We start from the raw sequence: 23,192 nt of genomic DNA on the forward strand, positions 1-23,192 counted from the left end.
TTTCGGGAGCAGAATTCAGGGGGTCCCACGCCCGCGAGACCGGATTCCAGCCAAACTGGCCCGGCCGTTGCTACCACGGTGACGACTCTTGCACCTTGTTGATTCATGCCGGCGCGGTTACACCAGAATGTTTCGGTTCGATCGTTCCCAGGCAACTTCCTGGAACCCCCTCGACGGAGAAGTGACATCCGATGGCGAAAACCCTAGTCGACTGCGGCAACTGCGGCCCCGATTTCAATGCCATTCGTCAAATGGTGACCTCTAACTTTGACGCCTCGGTGATGCAGACACACGGCGTGGAAGACACCATCGAATTGCTGAAGAAACGCGAGGTGGACCTCGTGACTGTCAACCGAAAACTGGATCGCGACTACTCGGATGGGTTGGACGTGATCAAGCAAATCAAATCCGATCCGGACCTGGCCAAGATCCCCGTCATGCTGGTCACCAATTATGACGAGCATCAAGAAGCGGCCATGAAGGAAGGGGCCGAACGCGGGTTTGGAAAGCTCGAAATCGGTTCGGACAAAACTATCGAACAACTGAAGCCTTACCTGGTGGACTGAGTTGGTGGACACACCTTATCGAAAAATGCTGGCGGCCAAGATTCACCGTGCCACGGTGACCGGCGCCGACGTGAATTACGAAGGCAGCCTGACCGTTCCGCCGGAACTGTTGGCCGCTGCAAAAATTCACCCGTACGAATCACTCCATGTCTGGAACGTGACTCGCGGCACCCGCTTGGAAACTTATGCGATCGAAGGATTGCCGAACTCCAACGATGTGTGCGCCAATGGCGCGGCCGCTCACCTGATTCGCCCCGGCGACCACGTGATCTTGGCCGCTTACGCGATGGTCCCCGAAGCCGACGCGGCAACCCATCAACCGCGTTTGATCTTCGTCGACGACAACAATCAGTTGTCTCACACGGGGCCCGAGATTGCGGGTCCGGGTTTGCGTTCGAACGCCGAAGCATCGCAGCCCGATCACAACGGCCCGCCATTGGCAAGCTCCTCTCCGAAGACGCCTGACGGACAACCGCTCGCCGAAGGCTGCTAGGGAATGCCTGGCCCCGACGCTTCGCTCGTCGCTGCGATTCGGGCGAAGGAAAACCAGCCCAACGATTGGTCGCGTCAACTCGCGATCTTGTTGGCCAGCTTGGTCCTGTTCATCGCCGTCGGTCTGATTTGGTGGGACGTTCGGTTGGTGTTGATGTTGGTGGGCATTCTGCTGCTGCACGAAGGTGGGCACTATGTTGCCATGCGAGTGTTCGGGTATCGCAACATTCGCATGGTGTTCGTCCCAATGCTTGGTGCGGCCGTCAGTGGCCACCCGCTCCAACTCGCTCGCTGGAAAAATGCCGTCGTCTACTTTGCGGGCCCTTTGCCGGGAATCGCCCTTTCGATGGGCCTGCTGACCATCGCGTCGCTGGCAACCATGTCCCCCGACGCGTCGGTATTGCCCGTCCCGCTGCTCTCGGTGAACAGCAGTCATCCATGGCTGTTTGAATTGGGTGGGCTCGGTCTGCTGCTGAACTGGATGAACCTGCTTCCGTTGTTGCCCCTCGATGGTGGAAAAATCGTCCAGTCAACGTTTGCTCGACCATCTCCTTGGCGAGAGATGCTAGGACGCGGGTTGACGATCCTGGCAATCGCGGCACTTGGGATGTTGATCGGTGAACCTGTGTTGCTGCTGCTGATCGTCCCACTTCTGTTCACCATGCCGCTGACCTATCGCACCGGTTGGCTGAGTCGTCAGTTGAGCGACCGCGAGATCGCCGCACCGGAACGGCGACAGATCCCCGAGTCGGCGATCACGACGATTGCCTCGGCGATTGATGAAACCGCTCTGCAAGCGTTGCCGCCTCCCCAGAAAGCGTCGCTGGTCCTGCAGATCTACGAATCTCTGATCACGCCCGCCCCGGGACGCTGGACGTCCTGGGTGATCAGCCTGGTGTACATCGGATCGATGACGGGGAGCACCTTGTTCGGATGGTGGGTTTGGTCGCGTCACCGCTGGTACGATCCCAATGAACGCGTCCCTCCAATCCCTGCCATGATGCCAACTTGGATCGACCTCGACAAAGGATCTCAGGAGGCAATGTCCGCCTTCTCGGGGCGGGTCGCGGGCCCGCTCGCTGATTGGTGGCTGCCGCTTTGAACGGTGACAACCGAGTGCCATGATTTTGCTCGATCCAGCCCTCGGTTGGTACATTCCACGGTCGATCCTGGGAGCATCAGTGAGTATCCTGTTGCGATTGAATTTCGCCACTCATGAATGCCTCCGCCATGTCAGACTCGTCCAGCGTTGCCAACGGACCCAAATCCGAGATTTACGAAGCGTTGACGTCCATTCGGTTGATTGACCCGCATTCGCACATCAACCCGCATGCGCCGGCATCCACCACGTTGGCCGATTTGCTCGGTTACCACTACTACACTGAACTCGCGCACTCGGCGGGAATGCCCAAGTCCCGGATCGAAGACAAAGCGATCGGCCCCAAAGAATTGGTCGAACGCTTGGTGGGTGGATTGCAGCCACTCGAAAACACAGCCCAGTACAGTTGGCTGATCGAAATCTGTCGCACGTTCTTTGGTTTTGAAGAGGACCGCCTGCACCTGAACAACTGGGAAGCCCTTTACGATCGAAGTGAATCGATCATGGCTTCGGCGCAGTGGTCCGAAACGGTGCTCGATCAAAGCAACGTCCAAGCGGTCTTCCTGACCAACGACTTCGACGATGCACTGGAAGGCTTCGACACGGACACCTACATCCCCTGCCTCCGCACCGATGACTTGGTTTTTCATTTGGCCAAGCCCGAAGTTCGCGGTCGATTGGCGGCCTGCACCGGGATCGAACTGGACGGCACTCTGGAGAGTCTTCGTTCGAGTTTGAAACAACGCTTTGAACACTTCGTCAGTCGCGGTGCTCGCGCCTGTGCGATCTCGATCCCTCCCACGTTCACACCAACTCCTGTTGGCGACGGCCGAGCCTCGACCGCCCTCAACGCGGTGCTGCAAAAAGGCATTTCGGCCGATGCGTCTCATCACGAAGCGTTGTCGCGTCGGGTGTTCTGGACACTGGCCGAACTGTGCGATGAATTCGGCTTGCCGTTTGACTTGATGATCGGCGTCAATCGCCAGGTCTATCCCGAAGGCGTCTTCCAAGGACAGGACCTCTACGATTCACGCGTTTCTCTGATTCAGTATCGCGAATTGTTCAACTCGTTCCCCAACGTGAAATTCCCTGTTTCCGTGCTGGCGAGCGTCACCAACCAAGAATTGGTCAGCTACGCGTGGATCTTCCCCAACGTGATCACCAACGGTCACTGGTGGTACAGCAACACGCCTTCATTCATCGCTCGCGATTCGGCAGCACGACTGGAAGCCGTTCCGCAAACCAAGCAAATCGGATACTACAGCGACGCCTACAAACTGGAGTTCATCTGGCCCAAGTTTGACATGTACCGCAAGGTCCTCAGTGGCGTGCTGACCGACCAATTCGTCGGCGATCGAGGCTGGTCGATCGAACGTGCCGTCGAACTCGGCCGCAAAGTCTTGCGTGACAACGTCGACGAAATCTTCCCACGTCCCAACGGGGCGGCGGGCGAAGAATCGAGCGGCGAGGACGCCGTGGAATCACCGCGTTCCGGCATTGAGTCCCTGGGCGTTGTCGGTGTCGCAACGGCCGTGGCGGGTGTCACCGAAGTGCTCGAAATCGATGCCTTGCCAGCCGAAGAAGAAGTCCATGAGCTCGGCGTGGATGATGTGGAACTGCGAGATACCCCATCCCCAAGCGATACCTCCGCGGACGAGTTGGAAACATTGGTCGAAGACGAAACGCTGGATGTTGGCAACTTGCTGGATGACGAACCATCCGCCCAGATCACTCAATTGCGTGGTGAGTCCTCGTTCAGCCCGGACGATGATTCCCTGCAATTGCAACCAGATCCCAACACCGGTGAATTTACGTTTCCGGTCAACGAAAGCGACAGCGACGACACCCTTGAAATCTCGCCAAGCGACGACGACTCACCCGCTGAGAAATCCGATCCCACCGCGGAGACGGTCCAAGAGCTGGAAGAGTTCGACCTGGAATTCCTGGACGATGATGAGGAATCCAAGTAGCCGCTGGAGGCAGCTGACTTCGCGATTGAACCTCCCGAATGTCAAAGGAAGCCCCCTCAGGTCACTCAAACGCTCAGAACGAGCCCGCTATGACGGAGAAACCTCCGTTTTCTTTGCCCAAATCCAATGCCCGGCACGGTACTTTGGTGCTCGACACACGTTCCATTCTTGAGGGACGTGCTTGATTGGCAATGCGTGACGGCGACGAAATCTGAGGGAGACAATGTGGTTCGACTGACACGAGGTGGGAAGTTGGCAACCTGCATGGCGACCGTTTTCGCGGTCGTTGTGGGGCTCGTACTCGGCGCGGTGCCCTCGTTTGCTGAATCACCCACGCCGGCGACCGAGCGAACCTCTGGCTCCAGCGACCAAGTGACCGCCTCGCTCTCGATCCGCATGGCGGATGGTTCCTCCCAGGAAGTGCCCGACTTCCAACGCCACATCACCCCGCTGCTTGGCCGCTTGGGATGCAACGGCCGCGCCTGCCATGGCTCGTTCCAAGGTCGCGGCGATTTTCAACTCTCATTGTTTGGCTATGACTTTCGAGCGGACCATGCGGAACTGCTCGATCCCGACACCGGACGGGTCGACATCGATGATGTTGCCGAGAGCTTGATCCTGGTCAAGCCAACCGATGCGGACATGCACGAAGGAGGCAAGCGTCTCGACGAAGGCAGTTGGCAATACAACACGCTTCGCAACTGGATCGCGACTGGCGCGAAGTTTGACAGTCAAACAATTCACGCATTGGACCGCCTGGAGATTCAACCTGCCGAGATTCAATTCCAAGCCGACTCGCAAACCGTTTCGCTCACAGCAATCGCACACTGGGCAGACGGAACGAGCGAAGAGGTGACCGAACTGTGTCGTTTCACAACCAACGATGACGCAATCGCCGCCATCGACGAAGACGGACGGGTCTCCGCAGGCGAAACGGGTGACACTCACGTTGTGATCGCTTACGACCGCGCGGTGGTTCCCGTCCCAGTCATTCGACGGGTCGAGATGAATGAAGTCATTGCGTCGCCCAGACCTTCGGAACATCGGATCGATCAAAGGATCCAACTCAAGCTCGACAAACTCGGCATCACCCCCTCGACCATCTGCAGCGATTCCGACTTCATCCGCCGGGCCAGCTTCGACGTCACGGGAACGCTTCCAGCTGCGGCGGATGTGCGTGCCTTCTTAACCGACACGCGGCCGGACAAACGCCAGCGTTTGATTGACGAGCTTCTCGAATCACCTGGCTACGCCGCTTGGTGGGCCACCCGGCTCGCGGATTGGACCGGCAACAGTGATGTGCAACTGAACAACGCGTTGCCTGTTCGAGGGTCCGCGTCGCGGCTTTGGTATGAATGGTTGCGTGTCCGTTTGGAGGACAACGTGCCCTACGACCAAATCGTCGAAGGCATCGTCATGGCCGACAATCGCGAAGAGGACGAATCCTACCTTCAATACTGCAAAACGATGACGGAAGCATGCCAACCTGGCAATGAATCCCAATTCGCTGAACGTTCGGGCATGCCTCTCTTTTGGGCTCGTCGCAACTTCCAAAAGCCAGAAGAACGAGCGATCGGTTTTGCCTATTCTTTTCTTGGAATTCGGATTGAATGCGCCCAGTGCCACAAGCATCCCTTCGACCAGTGGTCCAAGGACGACTTTGACCAATTCGCAACACTCTTCAAGAGCATTGATGCCAAACCCAACACCGTCGCTCGCGAATCGCGTGAACAACGCGATGAACTGATTTCAAAAATCACTGGCGAGGAAAAACTACGCAACGGTGACCTACGTCGCAAAATTTATCAGGCTGCCCAACAAGGCCAAACGGTTCCCTTTCCGGAACTGATTTACAACACGGCCGCCATTCAATCCCAACAACGACGCGCCAAAGCGAGGGCGAAGAAGTTCCCCAAGGCTGCCCCAGTCAGGATTCCAGCAGGTTTCATCTTAGGCCAATCCGATTCGGTTCCACTGGACCGCGATCCGCGAGGCGATCTGATGCAGTGGCTGCGTCAAGACGACAATCCCTACTTCGCGAAAGCCATCGTCAATCGAGTGTGGGCGAATTACTTCGGCATCGGCATCATCAATCCGACCGATGACATGAACCTGGCCAACGCGCCGAGCAACGCTGCCTTGCTCGATGAACTCGCGAGTGAATTCATTGACAGTGGCTACGACCTGAAATGGCTGACTCGCGAGATCACCACCAGCGATGCTTACCAGCGAAGCATAGACGCCAACGCCAGCAACCTTCACGACGATCGCAACTTTTCACGTCACGTTCCTCGACGACTCCCTGCCGAGGTGATTCACGATGCGGTGCAGTTGGCAACCCAGTCCAGTAGCAAATCGGATCGCATGCGAAGCGGATTGCAACAAATGGCGATCGCCAACGGAGTCACTCAAAACCGCAACAATCGCAACTTCGCGCTCCAAGTGTTCGGCCAATCCGAACGCGAGAGCAACTGCGACTGCGACCGCAGCGATTCGCCCAGCCTGCTGCAGTCGATCTACCTGCGAAACGACTTCGAAATGTATCAGCAACTGGGATCCAAGGATGGCTGGGTCACACAGACGATGAAGTCGCTCGGGCTCGAATCTGGGAACACCAGCGTCGATCCTCAAGTCCAACGTCGAGCGGAGCAATTCCACCGACAAACCATCGCGAAGATCAAACGCTACCAACGCATGGCTCCCAAGCAACGACGCACCAACCGAGTTCGAATCCGCGAAGAGTACGCGCGAGTCCAAAACAAACTCGAACTTTACGGGTACGCCTCGCCCGATTTGGCAACGCTGCTGGGTGATCCTGACGCTTGGGAACTCACGCGGATCGAACCCGAACGCGACGTTCAACCGGCGACCTCCATGGACGAAGTCGTTGACGACGCGTACCTGCGAACGCTTTCGCGTTACCCCAGCGAAGACGAACGTGCGACTTCGCTTCAGTTCATCTCCGAATCCAATTCGCCCCAATCCGGACTCGAATCGCTGATGTGGGCGCTGGTGAACACGAAAGAATTCATCATCACGCACTGATCACAACACGTTCGTGTGTGCGAAGAAACGCTGAGTCAAACACACATCCTTCCCAACATTCCACTTGGCAACTCCAAATGAATCTTCACCGAACATGCGATGGCATCGTACGCCGCGATTTTCTTCGTGCGGGCACATTGGGATTGGGTGCGGTTGCATTGCCTGGGATCTCACTGCCTACCATGCTGCGTGCGGAAGAAGCCGGGCGAGTCCTGCCGGGCGGTGCCAAGCGAGCCATTTTCGTCGAACTCAACGGTGGACCGTCACACATCGACACGTTTGACCCAAAACCCAACGCCAGCGATGAAATCCGTGGCCCGTTCCAACCGATCGCAACCAACGTTCCTGGCATCCAGATCAGTGAACACTTGCCAAAGCTGGCACAGGTCGCCGACAAATTCGCGATTCTTCGAGGCGTCAGCCACACGCTCGCCGCCCATCAACTGGGACGTGAATACATCAATTGCGGCACCCGCCCCATCCCTTCGCTGGAATACCCCAGCTACGGCGCGGTGATCACTCGAGAACGCCCCGGTGATCACGACATTCCCAACCACGTTGCGATTCCCAAAGCATCCCACGGCGCAGGTTTCTTGGGCATCCAACATGCGGCACTGGAAACCAAGGCGACCCCGGTACCGAATCGACCATTTGCAGTTCGAGGGATCTCGTTGCCGGGAAACGTTTCCATCGATGAAGTCACTCGACGACAAAGCCTGCTGAAAAAGCTCGACCGTCGATTCGCAGCACTCGAGAAAGACGACTCGCTGCTCCAAGGCTTGGACCGCTTTGGTGAGCAAGCCTACGCGATGATCACATCCTCGCGTGCTCGCGAAGCCTTTGACATTTCACGCGAACCGGAGAGCATGCAAAAACAGTTCGGCGAAGACCCGTTCAGTCAAAGCTGCTTGCTCGCCCTGCGTTTGATCGAATCAGACGTGCGTTTTGTTTCGCTGCAACTCGGTGGCTGGGACACTCACCAAGACAACTTCACGAAGCTGAAAGAACAACAACTTCCCAAATTGGACGCCGGTCTCAGCGGGTTGCTGGTCGGTCTGGAGCAACGTGGTCTGCTGGAATCCACCGCCGTGTTTGTCACAGGCGAATTTGGACGCACACCCAAGATCAATGATCGCAGTGCCGAAGGTGGTCGCGATCACTACCCGCGTTGCATGTTCATGCTGATGGCAGGCGGCAACGTCCGCGGTGGACAGGTGATCGGAGAAAGCGACGACACTGCCGCCGGACCTCGGCATGAAGCCATCACGCCAGACGACGTCGCTGCCAGTTTCTATCAGAACCTGGGTATCGACCCAACGATGGAATTCGACAGCGAAACCGGTCGCCCCATCACGTTAGTTCGCGATGGTCGTCCGATCGACGCTTTGTTCAGCTAGTGGTTTGTCAAAGTTAAAAGTTAGCGTTGTTCGTAGTGGACGAGGCCACGAGTCCTTGGATTTGACGCCAGTTCAGGACTCTTGGCCTCGTCCACTACCCTAAAAACAAGTCGTGACAGACCACAGCCTCTTTCCCACGCATTGGTTGGCCTTGCCTGACCAAACACCGGCCTTCAACGTTCATCGCCGCCAAAGCCGATGGCTGAACGAGGTGCTTACGACGATCGTTCGTTACTGAACGAACGGATTGACCTGAACGGAGTTCGGGTTTGATTTCCGTTGAGCGTGTGGGTTGTGTGAGGCATCATCCATTCGCTCCCCATGGTAGGGCAGCGGTGACACACCTTCGTCACGATCAAGTGATTCATCACTCGGCGCACTGACCTCGCTGACCGCTTCCTCACTTTCGAAGAACGCGTTGTCGAACTGCGCGGGCATGGTCGCCCACATGTTTGCGTCGTCGCTGGTCGCCTCTGCGTTCTGCAGCATTCCAGAATCCATCGCCTCAGCCGCTTTCGCGAATTCTTTCATGTCCATGAAGGCAAACGAAGCCACCCCCATCACGACCGCTGTGACCATCATTCCCAACCCACCAATGAAGACAAATGCGATGTAAGCAACCCCCGCGGAGATGGGCCCACTTCGAGTCATGACGGCAACCGTCATCACCGCAGCAGCGATCGCCAGGACTAAGGGCACAATGGGAGGCACCACATCGGCAAAGAAGGCAAATACAACCGTGACCAATCCGCTCGACAGCCCCGCCGCAAATGACACGCAAAAGGACCACCCAAATCCATGCTGACCGCAGCCAGCCAAAGACAAACTCCACTTCATCGCAAAGCCATAGACCGCAATGGTCGCCAGGCAAAACACAACCATGATCGTCAACAGCGGAATGACTGGCAGGGAGCTTAGATCCATGGCAGGATCGATGGAGTTCATGCCCATAGAGAACGACCAAGTGAGGTGGGAAGACCGAGAGCCAAGTGACTCTCAACCCTAGGTCATCCCTCGCTACTCGACCGGTCCAGCCCGTCGCCGAGGCATCAAATTCCACACTGGTTGCGAACCGCTGAATTCAACAACCGATCCAACCGGCACAATCGCCACGTTTTTGCAAACACGAATTGCGTAGCTCACGGTGCGAAGTCCAGAGAGCGTCCCTCGGGACTTCAGCGTCGTGGCAACCAACCCGCGACGGATGCTTTGGATCGCAGATCCATCTCGACATCACAACGGATATCGCGTTCGCCTTGCTTCAGACGCACGAACACAACTACCTTTTCGCCCTCAGGACGCCTGTCCTTCCAACGAATCGGAATTCGCAATGAGTCTCGAGGCAGATCCACTGCCGACATTTGCTGCAATCGAACCAACTGATCGGGCCCAAAGTCCCAGCGTCCCAGTTTGGCTTCATCACCCGACTTGGATGCATCCAGAACCACGACACTCAAGTTCGTTTGCTCCAGCAACGCTGGCATGGCTTTGGGTTGCGGTTTGTCCGACGATGCAAGTTTCGTCAACGGATCCAGCGAGTCGCCAATCAACGCAATCGCATGTCCATATTGATCCATTGAATCGACGACGACATCAATGCCTTCGGTTGGCGGATAGTCGGGATTCGATGGTGACTGCGCCGCTTGCGTGATGTCGCTGACAAAACGCGGCAACGAGTTCTTGTCGTTGACCGAAAGCTTGGCAGTGAAGAGCTCAATCTTTTCGGGGGCACCGTTGACCTTGCCCAAGCCACCAAGCATTCCCAAGCCATCCGGCAATTGAATTTGACCTGGCGGATTGTCTGGCAGCCCAGAAGGCGAGTTCGGTGGCACGGGGTCTCCCGGGACAACCGGATCAAATTTCAGATCATCCGGTCCTGGAGGAACGGGCTGCGCCGGAGCAGGCAGCAACGATCCAGGATCGCTATCGGGAATGAATGGTTCCCCTGGATCGATCATGGAATCCAGGTCCATCCCATTGCCGAAATCAAAGGGCGTTTCAGCAGGGGTCTTGGTTCCTGGCGGAATGTCTTCCGAATCTGCATTCGAATCCAGGTCGGCTGGTGATGTGTCGCTTGGGTCGACCAAAGGTTGATCCCGCGGAGTGAACTTGTCGGGAACGCCGGGATCGACGAACTCGGGATCCTCCAAAACGTTTCCCATGTCGATGTCATCCAAATCGGCAGATAGATCCTCTAAGGAGTCGGGGTTTGGATCCACGACAGGATCCGGCGGCCGCTTGGAGTCCAGGAGGCCAGGTTTCGACAGTCCTGGGATCAAATTTGGAGTTCGACGAGCGGCGGGGGAAGGGTTCACTGCCGCCGCCGTAGCAGCCTTCGCTCGCCGCAACTTTTCGATGAGCACGCGATTTTCGTAGTCGGCTTCATAGAGCTGATCTTCCAACAGCCGAATTTCTCTCGCCATTTTTTGGCTGTAGACCTCCTGCTTGGCTCGTCCCCGGCATCCGGTCAGCGAGAACACCACGCAACCAACCATTGCGATCAGGAACGCTTGGGCGGTCAACGCAGCACAGTCTTGTTTTTCAGTTCGCTCGACTTCAGCTTGTTCCAGGCCGCAATTCCCGCTGCATTGAGCGGAATGGCGCACACTCCAGCGTCCCGAACCACAGCGGCTGGGCGAAGCGTTCACAGAGACGGCTGACCGTTGAAACAACGGGAAATTCCTGAAACCGGAGAAGGATGATTTTTTGACTCAAGTTTCAGTTATCAAATGCCGACCCCGGGTGTCAACGGAAACTCCGACTGACGGCAGCGAAAGAGTTCGTCGATTGACCTCGGATCGCGACCCAGAACCGCCCAGAGGGAACGAAAGAGGAACTTTCGTTCCTGCCAAACAAAAAATCGCCGCGATTCGAATCACTTGAATCGCGGCGATCAATTTTCAGTCATCGACCGGATACCTCCGGTCAACGGGGATCCAGACTGGCTTACAACGCCACACCCGGCATGGCGATCCCATCGGGGCGTTCCACTTCCGCGTCGTGCGACAGAATTCGCGACTTGCCGACAAAGTAGCTGTGGTTCTTGTCCACAACCAAGTTGTAAGTCTTGTCGGCGGCAACGGAACCAAGGGCATCAATCACTGCCACCCCATCCGCTCCGTGCAACGCATCTCCGGGAACCAGCTGTTCCGTCGTTGTCCAGCCACGTCCAATCACCCAGAAGGGGTGACCTTTTGAGGCAACGATCTCGTCACTTCCCAGCTGGATTTTGGTCAGTGGCTCGGGATCGCGGACCGTTTGTCGCAAAACGCTCTGATAGCTCAGCTCGCCGGTGGTCACATCACAGCTCAGCACCTGGTCTCCCAAACGCAGACTTTCCACGGGACGCATTCCGCCATCGGTCCAGACGAGAGTTCCGGCGACCAAGCAATCCGCAGCGGGTCGCACGTAGACACCGATCTTGGCATCCGGAACAGCAGCGGCTCGCTTCTGCGCCCAAGTCATCGGTTCCTGTGGTTCCGATGGAGCACTCTTGGGGCTTTCTGAGAAAAAGGAAAGCGTTCGAACTCGAGTCGGTGACGCTCCGATCGGAGCTGTATTGCCCACGGCGCGGTACGCGACATTCCGGACCAACCGACGCTCAACGGGCGGAATTCCCGTGTCACCATATCCACGATATTCATGCCACCAATCTCGCATGCTTTCAGCGGACTGTTCGCCGCTGAAGCTCGAATCGAGTTGTTGGATCACGGCGGCGGTACGACTTTGCAAAAAACGACTGCGTTCGTTGAATTGCTCTGCTTCGGACCGGACAACACTGGCATCGCGAGCACTTTCGGCCTGAAGACTCTCCACCGCGTCGCGGCTAGCAATGACTCCGCCAGAGGACACGCCTCCCTGCACAGCAAAGACCTGGGTCACGGAATCCAAAACCTTCACGCCTTCCGCATCCTCTCGACGATATTGCCGGACGACTTGGTAGGATCGATCCCCCTCGTTGAAGACCAAACTGTGCGTTGATTCGACGGTTCCCTGACACCAATCCAACAGCGTTGGCACAAACAGCGCCGGATCGATCGTTTTCAATTGCTGCGTTGCCAGATCACGCAACCCTCGCCGTTGATCAAAGACCGCCAATCGGGCCAACGCCACTGCAGCGTTTGCCTCCTCGCGTTCGCCCAGCCAATGGACAGCAGCGATTGCAAACTCATCGGATCCAACCGAGGCCTGTTGCAACACCGCATCAATGGCAGCGGGCGTGTCGATGCGTTCGAGCTGTTTGCGTGCTTTGTTCAGGGTCGCAGAATCGGTTGACCGGAACGCTTCTGCGATGGCCCGAATCTTCGGCGTGTGAACGCGCAAGTTCTGCTGGGTTGCACGCAGTTCTTTCTGTTGCTCAATCGCTTCTTCTGCGGCAACCCAAACGTCGCCCACCTGAACGTTTCCCAGATACCGATGCGCCGCGGCATGATTTCGGTCCAGTTCAATCACACGAACCGCGTGAGCTCGAGACCGCCCCGGCATGTGCGCTGTTCGACACCAACGAGAGAGTTGCCAGTGGTCGGCCGCCGTGTCTTCCATCGCATCGCGTCGGCTTTCGTATTCGGCGATCCGATTCGAACGAGCGTCGTCCTGAACGGATTCTTCGATCGAAACCCATTGGCCGTTGGTGTCTTTCAACCGCCCTTTCAAAGCATTCGCCAACGACTGGGCCTCCACATCCGCGGGAGGATTCTCCAGCAGTTGTTCACGAAGTTGGACGTTTCCAACTGACGAAGCATCAACCAGTTGCTCCGACCAGGTCGCGTCTGCTGCAACCGCCTGAGATTCAATTCCGGTCGCCGCCACACAAGTCGCCCCCGCGAGGAAAATCCCCATCGAGTAGCGAACACCAAACCTGGGTTTCAATCGCGTCGCCTTCATATTCATCTCCATTGACGTCAGAGGCCAGAAAAGGGGAGGTGGATGTAGGGAAGCTGCACACGTGGATGATTGCCAGCCATTCCCCCCGCAGCATTCGTTAAGGGTACAAGATTCACCCCCTCGGGGAAAGTAAATTCCGACACCCGCAGGATTTCCAGCGAACGTTCCCAGGCCTCCCGGAAGCGAACCTGCCCCAGTTCCATCGAAAGCTCCTCGACCAACAAATCACTGGCTTCCTGCATTGCAGGCAGACGCGGCATCACAAGGTCCTCCAGACCTGCCGCGTGCAGGCGGCTCGCCTGGACAAACAAATGATTCTGAATTTCGGGTCGAAGGATCTGGGACACTTTTTCAAAGGGAGGGTATTTCGAGCTGAGATCAACCCAACCATGGAGGCCAACTTGCCCAACCTGCCCAAGGCGTTGGTCCCAGGCGTGGACTCCGCGAGACGTCGTTCTTTCGCCCTGCGATGCAAGCGGGACGGATGCTTCCGGTGGCACCAATGAATTTTGGCTGATGCTGCCCCACCAAACAGAGTCACCCCAGGTTGCAATCGGACCAGCCGAAACCGTCTCCGAAGGTGGGTCGTTGAGTGACGGGGAAACTCCGGATTGAGAGGCATCCCACCGCGCCACCGGGTCCGAATCCTCTGGAACAAAGTCCTGGCTGTGAGAGGTCGCGACACTCATCGCGGTGCCGAGCGTGTGTGCGTAGGCAACCGTTCCCCGGTCTTTCCAACGCTGAGTTTGGTCGTTCGCATCGTGCCGAATCACCAACTCTTCGAATGGCAGTTGCCATAAAAAGCCACTCGGTACAACGATCACGTGCTGGATCCCCGGGTGATCGATGCCGCACAACGGAGGGAACAAACGCTGGGTCAACTCCAACTCCATCTGCTGAGTTCGCAGACGTTGTGCCTGGTTCTCGATCTCGTCCACCGTGGTCGGCAAACTCAAGATCGTTGCCAGCCAACGTTCGCACTGCTGACGCAGTTCGAGTGGTGTTTGCACCTGCCAATGACTGGCTTGATTTCGATGCACCAAGGTTCCAACCACATTGTCATCATCCACTTGAAACGAAACGATCGCCATGTTGGCTGGCAAGACGCTCCAATCCGGTCGCTCGTTTCGTTCCGGGATTGGCGGCGGCTCAACACGAGGCAGCAAGGCTTGGTTGGAAGCCAGCGACGACAACTGCCCCTGCAACCGCTCATGCAAAATCGCCGCGTCCAAACCGAGCACCCTGGGGTTGAGCTGCATGGCCGGGGCAAGAGCTTGCAATTCCTTGTTCAGATCCGCTTGATTTGGAAAGAAGTCCTCCAGCGAAAGCTCTTTGTTTCTCAAGACCTGACGCAGTGCACAACGCAGATCCGTTGTTCCGGGCAGTTCGCCCAGCGTGTTTCTCGCACTGGCGGATTGCTGTTCATCCATTCGAACGGCAACGCGTTCCGCTTCGCCGGCCGCCACTGCAAGTCGAACGCCCAACCCGGTCCACGATTGCCGGTCCAGCTCAAAACAAAACTGATCAAATGCGGTGAGGTCCTGCCCCGCCAGCGATTCGCGCCAATGCGATTGATAACGCTGACTTCGAGTGGCGGCTGGCACGCGGTTCTGATTGGGCAGTTGAAGTTCCCAAAACCGAAACGCCAAGGGATGGGTGATCGAACGAACCTCAGCCGATGGATCGCTCGTTTGCATCCCGCTTGCAAACCGACGCGTCTGCTCGAGCAACTCTTCTCGGACAATTCGACGGCGTTGGAGTTCCTTCAGCGTCTGAAGATTCTTCGCGTCGTCTCCTTCCGGATCCAACCGGGCCAAACCGACCGTTCGTTGAACATCGACTTGAAGCTGCAACCAATTCGCAACGGCCGCCGAGTGAGGCAAATCCAATCGACGAGCCCTGCGAAACCGTTCTGACATCGACAGATGATTGCCTGCGGCCGCAGGTCGGTTTGCCAGGAGCGCCGCTCTCGCCGCAAACACTCTCAATTGATACGCGATCGCAGGGGTTTGACGACGCAAAATCTCCGATCGAGTGACCAAGTCCCGTTCCAAAGCAAGTGCCAGGCTCTCGATGTCTTCCCAACGATCCAGTTCATCCAATGCGAGTTCGAAACATTCGACGGCCAACTGGAACTGCCCCAACGCGAAAGACACCTCGGATGTCGAGACGGCGGTTTCAACAAATTCAACCAAGTCTTGTCGAGAAGGCAAAACCACCGCCGGCTGGCCCTCTCTCAATCGCATCTCCTGATTCGCGATCTGTCGATGGGTCATCCATCGGTTCGACAAGGATCTCAAACGGGTCAAGCGGGCGATCGGCGTCAGCACATGAAAGCCCCCGGAGATTTGATCGAGCGGTTCGACCAACTGGATGTCAGAGTCGTCGCCAGCGTGATAACGCACCGCCACCCGAGAAGCAGCGACCAAGGTTCCGGCAGCATGAAATCGTTGGTCAGAACCGAGAACGCCAGGCGGCACCGTCGCCGCAAGCAATTGTTGACCGACCGGATTCTGCAGCACGAACGCTCGACCTCGCAACCATCGCATTCGATAGGCAGCGAGCGAAAGCTGACGGAGAACTTCTGCGATATCCAGTCCTCGCAATTGATCAATATTCTCTGGCAAATCCTCCGAGATGAACCAGTTGCCAGCTGGGACTCCCGCCATCAAGTAGCGTCGAAGACGCACCAACGGCACACGCTCTGCCGATGGCCACAAATCCAGATTCGTGCGTACCAGTTCGTTCGGAGCTTCCATCAAGCGATTGAAATCATCCTCGATTTGCCTGGACGTTCCGACGCTTCTTCGCCTCGGAATATCGCTTGGCGGAGACGTTAAGACTCGCCACTGAATCCCTGATAGAAACGTTGGGTTGGCGACGATGACCTGGATCGCGGTGTCGTAGTGTTCCGCGGCCGCGGCCAGATCCCCAGCCTGAAGATGACATTCGCCCAGCAAGGTTCGAATGGAGATTCGACCGAGCAAATGCCGCATGGTGCTGGTCGACGCCGCGTCGCGTTCCAACTGGTTCAGAATCGCGATCGCCCGAGTGATTTCACCACGAAAGAAAGCCTGTTGCGCCACTCGATAGGCGAGTGGAGGGGCAACATCTTGAAACGCAAGGTCTTGGTTCGGTTGCGGAAGGTTGTTCTCAAAGCGGTCAGCGAGCCCTGCGGCTTCCAACGCCTCTCGGGCCGCATCCTCACCTGGTTGCTGGGCCGATGTCTGCGTCACTCCTAGGAAACAGACCGCGACCGCCAGTCCGTACCAACACGGGAGAAGCCAACCTCGAATCAACATGCCTGTCCCTCATCGAAGGGTAGAAATTCGGTGCAACCTCCTTCAGTCTTCGACCGCCGGTCAGTCGCCAACACCCAAGTCGTCATCCAACGCGTCCAAAATCAGCTTCAATTCGGCCTCTTCGTGCTCGTGAAACTGCTTCACAAACGCGTCGTAACGGACCAGAACCTTTTCTTGGGCGGTGGTGACTTCGGGGGTCACGCCCTCAATCGGCGTGTCGCCGGTGCAAGCCTGCGCGGCCGCTTCCGCCAAGTGTCTCGAATCTTCGAACAAGACGGCGTGTTGGTTCCGCAAATTTTCCGCCGCCAAAGACATTTCCGGGTCCGCATCCAAGGCCTGATCGAAGTAGCCGTAAGCTTCTTCCAAGCCAAAATGCAGAGCCAACTGGTCGTTCAAGTCACTAAATAACTGAATTAATTCAGGCCAATGGTTGGCCGCTGCCTCCCGCGGCTGCGTCAGAACAGCCAAGCGGTCCGTCAATATTTTCAGGTCGCGATTGTCATTCTTGATGTCCTGCATAAACGCCGCGTTGACACTCAAACGGCGTGAATTGTTCGCTTGCTCGGCCATGTTGCTACCTTCCATTGCAGTGAATTGACTGCCTTCATTGTAGCCTTCCAGTGAATCGGGCTGGGATGCTTCCAACGACGAAATGGCCCGGATCAACAAAATGATTTTCGACCTTGACTGATTTTCTAGGATGGGAACAATTTGACTCCGTGGTCGAGATGATTCGTTTCGGCCGCAGAAATCTTGAGAAAGGAGTTCTCAAGAAGTGTGCTTCCCAGGAATTGGGTTCGCGTGAAACTGGATTCACGTGAACAACGAAGCACCACGACGATCCATTCACGTCAGCAAGGAGGCGACGAGATGCGTCACGCAATCGATCAATGGTTGAGCCAAACCAAACCGGGTGGAACCTTCCGGTCTTCATTCGGCTCCTCGACAATGCCGCCTCACGAAGCGGTGAAGTGGAACGATCCCTCAGGCAGCAACGTTCAAACGGTTCGCCGCGTTGACCAATCGACTGCCTCCGAGCAGATCCAATCGCGAGCGACCAAGCTTGCTGGCGCCACGGAATCCAATTCGCCCAGCCCTTCCACCTCCCGGCGTGATGCTTCCACGACGCGTCTGTCAGGTTTGCTGAAGAAAGTTCGCTTCTTCTCGGGATCCGACATCGAGTTCACCTCGATCGCCCAATCAGCCGAGACCTGCGAACCCGGTCAATTGGTGGTCTATCGCTTGGGCGATGACTGCCCGGTTGAATTGATCTCGCAAGCTCTCGCCCGTGGTGCCGCCGGCATTCTGACGGAGCAAATTTTGCCAGCTCCGGTTCCTCAAGCCATTGTGGCGGACACCGACCGAGCCCTCGCGGAAATTCGATCCAAGCAAACCGATCGCCCCGACCAAAAACTCATCACGATCGGCATCGTTGGCTCGGCCGGAAAAACGGTCACCGCATTCCTCACCGCCTCCGTTCTGCGCGACATCCCCTGCCGAGTCGCCTACCAAACGGACCTTGGATCCAGCGATTCGGTGGTCACCGAAGCAGGGCCCGCCAAGGCCACCAACGGCGCGTCGCTGATTGACGCCTTGTCCGATGCCGTGGATGCGGGCGCAGCCGTCAGCATCACCGAAATGGATTCCACTCAACTGCGTCTGGGAGCCTACGACCAGATTGAATTGGACATCGTCGTCGTGACCGGGCGTGATGCAGGCAGCAACGACTTTGGGCCTTCACCGATCGAATGTGCTTTCGAATTGGTGACGCAGGGCGGGGTGTTGATTGTGCCAGAATCAAACCAACACATCCTTTCCGCAGCACACGCGACGGCACAGACACAGAACATCGAACTGGTGACCTACGGAGTCGACAACGCCGCCGATGTTTCGATCCGCACGATCTCGCACGAAGACGGCACCTTGACCGCCATGCTGCGACATGAATCCCGAGCCGCTGTGATGGAATCGTTCCTCGGCCGGGGACACTTTGCCGAATGCTTGGCCGCCGCTGCCGCCGTTGGCGTGGTGACCGAAAACCCCTTGCCACAAATCGCCGAATCCCTCTGCAAACTTCGCGATTTGCCAGGCCGGTTCGAAGCCATCACGACCGACGACTGGGAAACCGATCAAAACAATCCCGCCGTGCGTTTGGACATTGGTGGAACGCCTGAACGAGTCAAGTTTGCTTTGCAAGCGGCTCGCAAAGAACTGCTGCAAACCCCCGCCAGCTCCGCCCCAATGACGTTGCCCATGCACGCTTCCTCCAAAGCAAGCAGGGCCAAACGTCCCAAACTTTGGTGCGTCTTGGCGGTCAGCGAAAAAGATGATGCTGACACGCTGATGCAGTACGGTCGCTTGCTGGAAACCATGCCCGATCACTGTGTGCTGACCTGCGTCGGATCGGACAAAGCGCACTTTCTATCGATGAGCCACGGTGTTTTGGACGGGATCCAAGATGTCGCCGCCATGCGATTGGTCGCCGATCCCAACCGCGCAATCCAGTGGGCGCATGGCGAAGCAAGTCACAACGACATGATCTTGGTCATCGGCGGGATCGACCGTCGCAATCCCGACTCGGAACGCCGATCCTTGGATGCGGTCACTCAAGTCATCACCGCCTGTGCGGAAGAACGCGAACAAGCTCTGCAAGCAAATTCGCAACCAGCCATCAGCCCAAGCCTGCCCGACTCCGGTCTGCCAAACTCCGACCTGCACGGCCAGAACTTGCCCGGTCAGAACAATGGCACCGACGCTGATCCACCCCAACTCAAATTGTTCGACGGAAACTGATCCCTCCCCGATGAGACTGCTATGACCTCTTGGTGGCAACGACTTCAATCCAAGTGGGATGAGTGGTGTGGTGATCACGAAATGGAGCAATCCATTCGTCGGCACCTGCGTCAAAATGGGTACTTCGGCGCGACCGCCAAATTGAGCGGCGTGCGACTGGTCGCGGTCCAACGCCCCGGTTGGCAACAACTGTTTCGGTTTGATGTTCGCGCACGCGTGGATTTCCAAACGCCCGACGATGAACCAGATCCCGATCCGGTCTATCACGAACTGTACGGTTTGGTTCACGAAGACATTCGCCACAACCGCAGCCAGGTGCGTGTGTTTGACACGCCGGAACAACGCGTCGAGCTGTTCCGCGACTGGAGTGAAGGGTTGATCTGTTTGCGGGGTGCGAAAGGACTGCTAAGTTGATTCGAGGGAGAACTCGGTTCGCCCTGCTTCCTTTGCTGCACTCACACCTTTCCATCGCAGACTCGATAGCCGCCATGTTTGATCGCCGCGATTCTTTGGTTCTCAACTCGCTTTCGACCCCGTTCTTGCCCTGTTGGCTTCTGTTGGGAATCAGCACTTTGTTCGGGGGGAACGCCACGGCGATTGCCCAGGATGAATCGGATTTCCTCACCAACGTTCGCAAGCTGACGTTCGAAGGACGGCGCGCCGGCGAAGGCTACTTCAGTGCCGATGGCACCCGGATGGTCTTCCAAAGCGAACGCGATCCATCCAACCCGTTCTATCAAATCTATGTTTCCGACTTGGAAACCGGTGATATCCAACGCGTTTCGCCTGGCTTTGGCAAAACGACTTGCGGTTGGATCCACCCGAACGGCAAACAGGTTTTGTTTGCCAGCACGCACGCCGATCCAGAGTCAAAGCGTTTGCAACAGGAAGAACTCGACTTCCGGGCATCCGGCGAATCCCGTCGCTACTCATGGGATTACGACCCAAGCTACGAACTTTACGCCGCTGACCTGGACCAAATCGAACCAGGCACCACGAAAGGTTTGACCGCCCTGACGGACGCCAAGGGTTACGACGCGGAAGCCAGCTACAGCCCGGATGGAACGCAAATCGTTTTCGCGTCCAACCGCGCCGCTTACTCGCAAGAGTTGTCCGAACGCGAACAAGAACAATTCGAGCGTGACCCGGCCTTCATGAACGACCTCTACATCATGGACGCGGACGGTTCGAACGTGAAACGACTGACCAGTGAACCCGGTTACGACGGCGGACCATTCTTTTCGCCCGATGGACAACGAATCTGCTGGCGACGCTTCGCTCCCAACGGAGCCACCGCGGAAATCTTCACGATGAAGACCGATGGCTCCGACGTCAAACGATTGACTGAAATCAACGCGATGAGTTGGGCACCGTTCTATCACCCCAGCGGTGAGTTCCTGGTTTTCACCACCAACAAACACGGGTTCGCAAACTTTGAACTGTACTTGGTTCGAGCCGACGGCGAAGGCGAGCCCGTTCGATTGACCACCACGGAGGGTTTCGATGGTCTGCCGGTCTTTCTTCCCACTGGCGACCAGTTGTCTTGGACGACCACACGTGTTGTGGACAGCAACGGCAACGTCGTGATGGAAGATGGCCAGCCCAAGCAAAGCACCTCGCAGATCTACGTGGCGGACTTTGATGTCGAGACCGCTCGTCAACGCCTGGGGTTGGCTGACCCAAACAGCAACAGCCAAACAGACGAAGATGCGTCGCTGGCCCGAACGAACTTGACCGCCACGGCACCGGAGTTTCGCCCGAGCGATGTGATGCGTCACGTCGACTACCTGACTCGTCCTGAACTCGGCGGTCGATTGACGGGAACGCCGGGCGAAAAGCGAGCGACCGCCTACGTGGCGGCTTACTTGGAAAGCTTGGGGTTGGTTCCCGCCGGGCAGGACGGAACGTTCTTTCATGACTTTGAATTCCCAGCGGGTTCGTCCCTGGGGCCGGCCAACCAACTGACAATCACCACCTCATCGCCTGGTGGCAATTCCGCGACAATCGACGCCGAATTGACGGAATCGTGGGCCCCGCTTTCGTTCTCACAAACAGGCGACATCGAATCAGCTGAAGTCGTTTTCGCAGGTTACGGCCTGCAAGTTCCCGGCGATGAAGAGAACGATGAGTACGACAGTTACGTTCACTTGAATGTTGCCGACCGTTGGGTCTTGGTTCTGCGAGACCTGCCGCAAAACATCTCTGCCGAACAACGCCAACGGATGGCACGCTACGGCGATCCACGTCGCAAAGCCACCATCGCTCGCGACATGGGAGCTCGCGGAATCATCTTCGCTGCTGGTCCCAACAGCCAAGTGAAGCGAGACGTGATCCGCTTTGATAGCAACGCGTCCCAAGCACAGGTCAGCTTGGCTGCTGTCTCCATCAGCAACGAAGTCGCATCCAAGTTGGTTCGCGCAGGCGGTCGCGACTTGAAAGAGCTGCAAACGCATCTCGATGACGGAAAGATGGCGATGGGGATTCCAATGTCGGGTATCACGGTCAAAGCATCGATCGAAATCAACCGCCAAACCGGCACAGGTCGAAACGTGATCGCCCGCTTGCCGGCTGACTCCAAAGCCAACGCATCCACCCCCGTTCAGTTCCCGGTCGTGATGGTGGGTGCCCACATCGATCACCTGGGACGCGGCGGAGGCAGCAACTCACTGGCCCGATCGGACGAAGAAAACCAAGTCCACGTCGGAGCCGATGACAATGCCAGCGGGGTCGCGGCGATGCTGGAAATCGCTCAGTACCTCGTCGACCAAAGAAACTCCGGCCGTTTGCAAATGAAACGAGACTTGATGATCGCCGCCTGGAGCGGTGAAGAGTTGGGGCTGTTTGGATCGCAAGCCTACGTCGATGACATTGGAAAACTCTACCCAGCTGCTCCGATCCAAGAACCCAGCGAAGATGACATTGCGATTGCACACGCTCATGGGATGACCCCCGACGCAGCTTCGCTTGGCGATGCGGTCGCGGTTTACCTGAACCTCGACATGGTCGGTCGCTTGCGAGACAAACTGATCGTGCAGGGCATCGGGTCATCGCCTGGTTTTGAAGGGGAAGTCCAACGCCGCAACGTGCCGGTGGGTGTTGCCTTGAAACTCGATCGAACCAGCACACGTTTGCCAACCGATGCGTCTGCCTTTGTGGCTCGCAAGGTGCCGATTTTGTCTGGATTCACGGGAGCTCACGAGGATTACCACACACCTCGAGACACCCCCGACAAACTGAACTACGAAGGCAACGCCGACATCGCGAATTTGTTTGGATTGCTGACCCGCGGTTTTCTGATGTCCGGCGAGGTGCCCGAGTTCAAACTGGACGAAGGTCAATCGACCGAAGAAGTCCCACGGGCTCGCTTGACCGCCTACCTGGGAACGATCCCAGACTACGGTGCCGGCGAAATCAAAGGCCTGAAGCTGAGTGGAGTCGCATCCGGGGGGCCCGCTGAAACCGCGGGGGTTCGCGGCGGCGACGTGATCGTGAAGTTGGCCAAGCAAACCATCGAGGACATCTACGACTACACTTATGCCATTGAAGCGTTGAAGATCGGCGAGACGGTCGAGATGGTTGTCCATCGCGAAGGCCAGGACGTGACGCTCTCCATCACCCCCGGGTCACGAGATTGATTGCAACGA

General features: G+C 57.1%; 14 protein-coding genes. 9 read left to right on the forward strand and 5 right to left on the reverse strand.

The genetic code is table 11. The annotated features are described in order from the left end of the window. Window positions 1–191: 191 nt before the first annotated feature. From UH5x_RS09105 to UH5x_RS09130, 6 genes are all read left to right on the forward strand, one after another. Window positions 192–566 (forward strand): response regulator, encoded by a 375-nt coding sequence (locus UH5x_RS09105; RefSeq protein ID WP_047813347.1) that lies wholly within the window; start codon window positions 192–194, stop codon window positions 564–566. A 4-nt stretch (window positions 567–570) separates the two neighbouring features. After that, window positions 571–1,059 (forward strand): aspartate 1-decarboxylase, encoded by a 489-nt coding sequence (gene panD, locus UH5x_RS09110; protein WP_047813551.1) that lies wholly within the window; start codon window positions 571–573, stop codon window positions 1,057–1,059. A 3-nt stretch (window positions 1,060–1,062) separates the two neighbouring features. Beyond that, entirely contained in the window at window positions 1,063–2,160 is a 1,098-nt protein-coding gene (locus tag UH5x_RS09115; protein WP_482635470.1) for a zinc metalloprotease, read from the forward strand. Between the two features lie 113 nt (window positions 2,161–2,273). Beyond that, window positions 2,274–4,127, forward strand: a complete 1,854-nt coding sequence (locus UH5x_RS09120; RefSeq protein WP_482635471.1) for a glucuronate isomerase — start codon at window positions 2,274–2,276, stop codon at window positions 4,125–4,127. A gap of 264 nt (window positions 4,128–4,391) precedes the next feature. Continuing rightward, on the forward strand, window positions 4,392–7,172 hold the full coding sequence (locus UH5x_RS09125; RefSeq protein ID WP_482635472.1) for a DUF1549 and DUF1553 domain-containing protein: 2,781 nt from the start codon (window positions 4,392–4,394) through the stop codon (window positions 7,170–7,172). Window positions 7,173–7,249: 77 nt separating this feature from the next. After that, a complete protein-coding gene (locus UH5x_RS09130) occupies window positions 7,250–8,569 on the forward strand; it encodes a DUF1501 domain-containing protein (RefSeq protein WP_482635473.1) in 1,320 nt (439 codons plus the stop codon). 231 nt (window positions 8,570–8,800) lie between these two features. On the opposite strand, the gene UH5x_RS09135 is transcribed toward UH5x_RS09130, so the two are convergent. The 5 genes from UH5x_RS09135 to UH5x_RS09155 all read right to left on the reverse strand — a co-directional run bounded on the left by UH5x_RS09135 (window position 8,801) and on the right by UH5x_RS09155 (window position 17,340). Then, window positions 8,801–9,493: a hypothetical protein gene (locus UH5x_RS09135; RefSeq protein WP_482635474.1), complete on the reverse strand. Its 693-nt coding sequence runs from the start codon at window positions 9,491–9,493 to the stop codon at window positions 8,801–8,803. Between the two features lie 251 nt (window positions 9,494–9,744). Next, window positions 9,745–11,241, reverse strand: a complete 1,497-nt coding sequence (locus UH5x_RS09140; RefSeq protein ID WP_482635475.1) for a hypothetical protein — start codon at window positions 11,239–11,241, stop codon at window positions 9,745–9,747. Between the two features lie 274 nt (window positions 11,242–11,515). After that, the gene (locus UH5x_RS09145; protein WP_482635476.1) at window positions 11,516–13,459 is read right to left on the reverse strand and encodes a polymorphic toxin-type HINT domain-containing protein; all 1,944 of its coding nucleotides are present in this window, start codon (window positions 13,457–13,459) and stop codon (window positions 11,516–11,518) included. 11 nt (window positions 13,460–13,470) lie between these two features. Beyond that, a complete protein-coding gene (locus UH5x_RS09150; protein WP_482635477.1) occupies window positions 13,471–16,755 on the reverse strand; it encodes a hypothetical protein in 3,285 nt (1,094 codons plus the stop codon). 60 nt (window positions 16,756–16,815) lie between these two features. Beyond that, on the reverse strand, window positions 16,816–17,340 hold the full coding sequence (locus UH5x_RS09155) for a hypothetical protein (protein ID WP_047813554.1): 525 nt from the start codon (window positions 17,338–17,340) through the stop codon (window positions 16,816–16,818). 216 nt (window positions 17,341–17,556) lie between these two features. On the opposite strand from UH5x_RS09155, the gene UH5x_RS09160 reads away from it, so the two are divergent. The 3 genes from UH5x_RS09160 to UH5x_RS09170 all read left to right on the forward strand — a co-directional run bounded on the left by UH5x_RS09160 (window position 17,557) and on the right by UH5x_RS09170 (window position 23,183). Then, window positions 17,557–19,548, forward strand: coding sequence for a Mur ligase family protein (locus UH5x_RS09160; RefSeq protein WP_047813354.1), 1,992 nt, complete (start codon window positions 17,557–17,559; stop codon window positions 19,546–19,548). Between the two features lie 21 nt (window positions 19,549–19,569). Next, on the forward strand, window positions 19,570–19,962 hold the full coding sequence (locus UH5x_RS09165) for a hypothetical protein (RefSeq protein ID WP_482635478.1): 393 nt from the start codon (window positions 19,570–19,572) through the stop codon (window positions 19,960–19,962). 74 nt (window positions 19,963–20,036) lie between these two features. Beyond that, window positions 20,037–23,183: a M28 family peptidase gene (locus UH5x_RS09170; RefSeq protein ID WP_482635479.1), complete on the forward strand. Its 3,147-nt coding sequence runs from the start codon at window positions 20,037–20,039 to the stop codon at window positions 23,181–23,183. Window positions 23,184–23,192 lie beyond the last annotated feature (9 nt).

This window comes from Rhodopirellula sp. UH5 (assembly GCF_056839225.1).

Excerpts from the sequence above, each read along its gene's own strand:
- UH5x_RS09105 (WP_047813347.1), top strand. The coding sequence starts at position 192 with ATGGCGAAAACCCTAGTCGACTGCGGCAACTGCGGCCCCGATTTCAAT.
- UH5x_RS09115 (WP_482635470.1), top strand. The coding sequence starts at position 1,063 with ATGCCTGGCCCCGACGCTTCGCTCGTCGCTGCGATTCGGGCGAAGGAA.
- UH5x_RS09120 (WP_482635471.1), top strand. The coding sequence starts at position 2,274 with ATGAATGCCTCCGCCATGTCAGACTCGTCCAGCGTTGCCAACGGACCC.
- UH5x_RS09125 (WP_482635472.1), top strand. The coding sequence starts at position 4,392 with ATGGCGACCGTTTTCGCGGTCGTTGTGGGGCTCGTACTCGGCGCGGTG.
- UH5x_RS09130 (WP_482635473.1), top strand. The coding sequence starts at position 7,250 with ATGAATCTTCACCGAACATGCGATGGCATCGTACGCCGCGATTTTCTT.
- UH5x_RS09135 (WP_482635474.1), bottom strand. The coding sequence starts at position 9,493 with ATGGATCTAAGCTCCCTGCCAGTCATTCCGCTGTTGACGATCATGGTT.
- UH5x_RS09145 (WP_482635476.1), bottom strand. The coding sequence starts at position 13,459 with ATGAATATGAAGGCGACGCGATTGAAACCCAGGTTTGGTGTTCGCTAC.
- UH5x_RS09150 (WP_482635477.1), bottom strand. The coding sequence starts at position 16,755 with ATGTTGATTCGAGGTTGGCTTCTCCCGTGTTGGTACGGACTGGCGGTC.
- UH5x_RS09155 (WP_047813554.1), bottom strand. The coding sequence starts at position 17,340 with ATGGAAGGTAGCAACATGGCCGAGCAAGCGAACAATTCACGCCGTTTG.
- UH5x_RS09165 (WP_482635478.1), top strand. The coding sequence starts at position 19,570 with ATGACCTCTTGGTGGCAACGACTTCAATCCAAGTGGGATGAGTGGTGT.
- UH5x_RS09170 (WP_482635479.1), top strand. The coding sequence starts at position 20,037 with ATGTTTGATCGCCGCGATTCTTTGGTTCTCAACTCGCTTTCGACCCCG.